Annotated in this window: 6 protein-coding genes; 4 read left to right on the top strand and 2 right to left on the bottom strand. The window is 64.1% G+C overall.

What is annotated here, in order from left to right; all coding sequences use genetic code 11:
* Nucleotides 1-361: 361 nt before the first annotated feature.
* Nucleotides 362-682: a hypothetical protein gene (locus ACFDS3_RS19470; protein WP_375263996.1), complete on the bottom strand. Its 321-nt coding sequence runs from the start codon at nt 680-682 to the stop codon at nt 362-364.
* 112 nt (nt 683-794) lie between these two features.
* On the opposite strand from ACFDS3_RS19470, the gene ACFDS3_RS19475 reads away from it, so the two are divergent.
* From ACFDS3_RS19475 to ACFDS3_RS19490, 4 genes are all read left to right on the top strand, one after another.
* A complete protein-coding gene (locus ACFDS3_RS19475; protein WP_375263997.1) occupies nt 795-1,424 on the top strand; it encodes a hypothetical protein in 630 nt (209 codons plus the stop codon).
* A gap of 514 nt (nt 1,425-1,938) precedes the next feature.
* On the top strand, nt 1,939-2,337 hold the full coding sequence (locus ACFDS3_RS19480; RefSeq protein ID WP_375263998.1) for a hypothetical protein: 399 nt from the start codon (nt 1,939-1,941) through the stop codon (nt 2,335-2,337).
* 200 nt (nt 2,338-2,537) lie between these two features.
* Complete coding sequence (locus ACFDS3_RS19485) at nt 2,538-2,891, top strand: hypothetical protein (RefSeq protein ID WP_375263999.1); 354 nt, start codon at nt 2,538-2,540, stop codon at nt 2,889-2,891.
* 246 nt (nt 2,892-3,137) lie between these two features.
* Nucleotides 3,138-3,392 carry a hypothetical protein gene (locus tag ACFDS3_RS19490; protein ID WP_375264000.1) on the top strand — a complete coding sequence of 85 codons (255 nt, stop codon included), beginning with the start codon at nt 3,138-3,140 and terminating at the stop codon, nt 3,390-3,392.
* Between the two features lie 19 nt (nt 3,393-3,411).
* On the opposite strand, the gene ACFDS3_RS19495 is transcribed toward ACFDS3_RS19490, so the two are convergent.
* Nucleotides 3,412-3,657: a hypothetical protein gene (locus ACFDS3_RS19495; RefSeq protein ID WP_375264001.1), complete on the bottom strand. Its 246-nt coding sequence runs from the start codon at nt 3,655-3,657 to the stop codon at nt 3,412-3,414.
* Nucleotides 3,658-3,789 lie beyond the last annotated feature (132 nt).

Here is a 3,789-nt window from a genome sequence, read left to right on the forward strand (position 1 = left end):
GTCGATCGAGGCGGTGTAGTGCGGCAGCGGGCGCCCTTTGTCGAACATGCCCGAGTTCAGCCGCAGCACCGAGCCCACGAAGATCTCGTGCAGCTTGGCGTCGAGCTCGCGGGAGGGGAGGGGGAGCGTGTTCGGGTTGGCCGGCGGGGTGGGGGTGTCAGTGGTCATGGATGCCTCGTTGGACTGCGCAAACACTATGCGAAAAACGGGCGGGCCGCCAGCGCCATGCGCCCCCGGGAGGCTCCGGTTAATGATGCATATCTGATACCTTACGGCTCCAGAGCGCCCTAGTGTAAAGAATATGCATCAATATCCCGGTCGGCAGCAGTGGCATCGACCAACCGCGCGCCAGGCGACGGCCCTACATCGGGAGGCAATCTTTCTCGACCTTGGGGGCGTCCTTCTCGATGGCATGTGCGTTGATCCGCGCTGCGATGCAGGCGGACATCCCCCAGAGGATCTGGAGAACCTCCATGCGGTCGATGCAGGGCTCGTCGGCCTGCCAGACCAGCGAGACCTGGTCGGTGCGGCGGTCGAGCTCGCAGCGCGCGGCGAGCTCGCCTTGGTAGCCGAGCTGGATCGAGGCGTCGACCAGGTCCTGCTCGATCTCGACTACGACGCCGTCATCGCCTCGCGCGGGCCGCGAGCAGCCACCCAGCCCACCTATGCCGCAGGCTTCCAAGCAACCCTTCCCGGCAAAATCGAAGCCGGGACGCTTGCCTGCTCGGGCCCCGGCATTTCAAATGACCCCGCCGCGCCCATGGGCGCACATCATCATCCCTGACGGAGTTCCCATGGACGAACCGAACTTTCTTGCCCTCTCCTTCATCTTCTACTTCATCGCCCTCGTATTCATCTTCGGCGCGCTCTGGGGCAACAAGACCCGTGACGAGCACGGCGGGCCCACCCTATACCACAACGAATACGGTCACATCTTCCTTACCGGAATGATCGCAGCCGTGCTCGGCATGATCGGCCTGTTCGTCGCGTCACATGGATCCAGCATCGCCACGTTCATCTTCCGTCTGATCATGGCCGTCTCCTGGGTCGTCCCAGCGGTGCTCGGCTACCAAGTAGCCAGCCGGTTCGTTCCTGCCCTGCCGAAGTTGAAGCTGCCGTGCAAAGATGACGAATGGTCCTGCTTTGCTGCGCATCCGCACGAGTCTACCTATGCCTCCGACAGGCGTAAGCGCGCGCGCCGGCAGTATGTTGGCGTTACCATCGCAGGCATGCTCTTCGCGATCTTCATGTTCCTCGCCCTGCCCTATGCCGTATCAGAGCATTTCGGCACACTCATGGCCGAGAACCAGGAAGTCGGCGAGGCGCTGGAAGCGCTCGCACACGCGGGCGAAACGGCACTCGCTTTCATCATGGCCTTCATCGGCTTGTGCTTCCTCGTCTTTTTTATTCGCTTCGGACGATAGTGTCCTATCGACTGGTGTAAGATCGCCGACCTTCGGAGAGGTCCAAGCCTGATCAGGAGGCCACGGTGGGCAACCTGATATCTGGGTTGTCGATGACGCGTGCGAGGGGTTCAAGGCTCATGTAGCGGCACGCGACTATCCCTCTGACTGACATCACATAACTCGTTCTGGTTCTGGCGGCTCCCTCGCGGGAGCCGCTTTTTTTGTCTCATCACCTGCCCCTGCGACACCATCACGACCGCGGGAAATGCCTCAACGTCTCTACGTTTTCCCCGTCAGGGGCGGCTTGGCAGGGCCAATGTTTCCCTGCTTCCGTAAGCGTCAACACTCTTCCTCTAATGAAGAGTCGCATGACGGAACCTCCCATGATCCACCAGATCCCCATCGACGCCGGCTTTGTCCCTTGTCCCACGCTTCACGCCACACCCGCCGAGCGCGATTAGGCACTCAGTGAAGGCCGGAGCCTTGGTTTTCCGAAGCCGAGCTTCTGCGAGCTGACCACGCGATCGTGGCCATGCTTTCCGAGGCCTGGTCAGGCCTCTCTCCGGATGATCTGCATCGCCTGGGTATCGAGGGGCTCGATTACGAGACGATCCTGCGGGACACGACCTATTGCGATGGCGCGGAGCCGGGGACCGGAATTGCGGAGGCGCTGCGCCACCTCCCCATTCTTGGTGCTGTCCGCGGCTACGCGAAGCTTGGCCGCATTGGACAGCTTGTCCGGCTCCACGGTATCTACACTTTGCGAGTTCCCGCAGCCCATGGCTGTGATTGGCAGGCCCGTCTGGCAGCCATTGACCAAGCCTTCGAGCGCGCCGCTCTGTCCCTCACCAATGCGGGGGAAGTCCTTGATCCCTCGCTGCCCTCTGATCTGACCTTCCTCGGTCGCTCGATCGATGTTCTCCAGCTCTGACGCGCCCACCCTATCCACCTCGGCCTGAGAATGCCGTCTGTGGAGCGACCATCCACGCTGCGACCGAAAATCCCGAGCCGTTGCCGCGCTGCGGCACTGCGATCCGCGCGCTACAGCCACGCGACCCAGCGTCACCCTCCGGCTGGCGAGCCCCCGTGGAATCCGCCTAGCCTCGGGCAATACAGTTTCCGAGGTGCTCCATGACGTCCTTCGAACGCGTGCTTCAGATCTGCGGCCTCGACGAGCAGGCGGCTATCCCTTTCTTCGACCAGCCGGCCGAGGTCGTGCGGGGCTGGATCGACGGCAGCCGGGAGGTGCCCGCGGCGGCCTGGGCGATGCTGGCGCAGCTCTACGGGCAGCTCGAGCGCGCGGCCGAGCGGTCGGAGATCGTGCTCAATGAGGCCGGGCTCGACCCGACCCTTTGGAACGAGGGCATGGGCATCCCTGATCCAGCCGAGCGGCTGCCGAACGGCGCAGAGATAAACGCCGGGCTCATCGCCAGCCTACGGCGGCTGCATAAGGGGCTCGCGGCCGACGGGACGATCTCGGCTTGAACGGATCGAACGCGTTGTCTTGCCCGGGGTGCCTTTGAACCTCGGCGGGTTTTGCGTAGCGTCGAAGTTGTCTTTCCAGGGGACCCTTCGAAGGTCGCTGGCGCATGCCTCTTGGTGGTGCGCGCCCTGATCTCGCCGCGACATCGCGTCACGCCGCGAACCGCGCGGCCATTTTCGTGTTATGAGTTTCGCTCCGGGCGGCGACCACCGCCCGGGCACGCCAATCAACAACAACAGGAAATGCGCATGCTGATGAGCCCCACCTTCACCCACTGGACCGCCGTCTACCGTCCTGCCGGCGAGGATGAACCGACCGCCACCACGGCCGATTTCAGCGAGATGAGGGCGGGCGATCCGGTCGATGCGCGAGAGGCGAAAGCCCACTTCCGGACGACGCTCGACCGCGGCGCCGAGCTGCTGGAACTTTACCCGTTCGACAACCCCGACGAGGCGCTCGAGACCTGGCGCGCGACGAACGCGCTCGAGGTCGCGGGGCTCTGACGTTCCGCCGCGGGACTGGTCAGGTGAGGGCGTCGTAGAGCTCGCCCAGCGTCATCCGGCCGTCCCGCATGTCGACCTTCTCGATCTCGCGGGCACTCGTGTCGAACCTGGTCAGCAGGAAGCGCAGGAAGACGTTCGGGGTGATCGCGTTCGGCGCGACCACGACGCGGATCTCGGTGCGCGGGTTGAAGCTGCCCGGGCGCCGCGCGGCGATGGTCTCGAGGCTGCGGATGATCTCGGGCAAAGGCATCGGTGAACGGTTCATCGGGCCAGGGCCCCGTAGAGCTCGCCGAGGGTCATCCGGCCGTCGCGCATATCGACCTGCTCGATCTGGCGGGCGCTCACATGGAGGTGGGTGGTCAGGGCCTAAGGGAAGGCCGACGGCACGATGGCGTTC

This window comes from Palleronia sp., assembly GCF_042089775.1.
GTDB lineage: Bacteria > Pseudomonadota > Alphaproteobacteria > Rhodobacterales > Rhodobacteraceae > Palleronia.

Coding starts and splice junctions, on each gene's coding strand:
- ACFDS3_RS19475 (WP_375263997.1), top strand. CDS start 795: ATGGACGAACCGAACTTTCTTGCCCTCTCCTTCATCTTCTACTTCATC.
- ACFDS3_RS19480 (WP_375263998.1), top strand. CDS start 1,939: ATGCTTTCCGAGGCCTGGTCAGGCCTCTCTCCGGATGATCTGCATCGC.
- ACFDS3_RS19485 (WP_375263999.1), top strand. CDS start 2,538: ATGACGTCCTTCGAACGCGTGCTTCAGATCTGCGGCCTCGACGAGCAG.
- ACFDS3_RS19490 (WP_375264000.1), top strand. CDS start 3,138: ATGCTGATGAGCCCCACCTTCACCCACTGGACCGCCGTCTACCGTCCT.
- ACFDS3_RS19495 (WP_375264001.1), bottom strand. CDS start 3,657: ATGAACCGTTCACCGATGCCTTTGCCCGAGATCATCCGCAGCCTCGAG.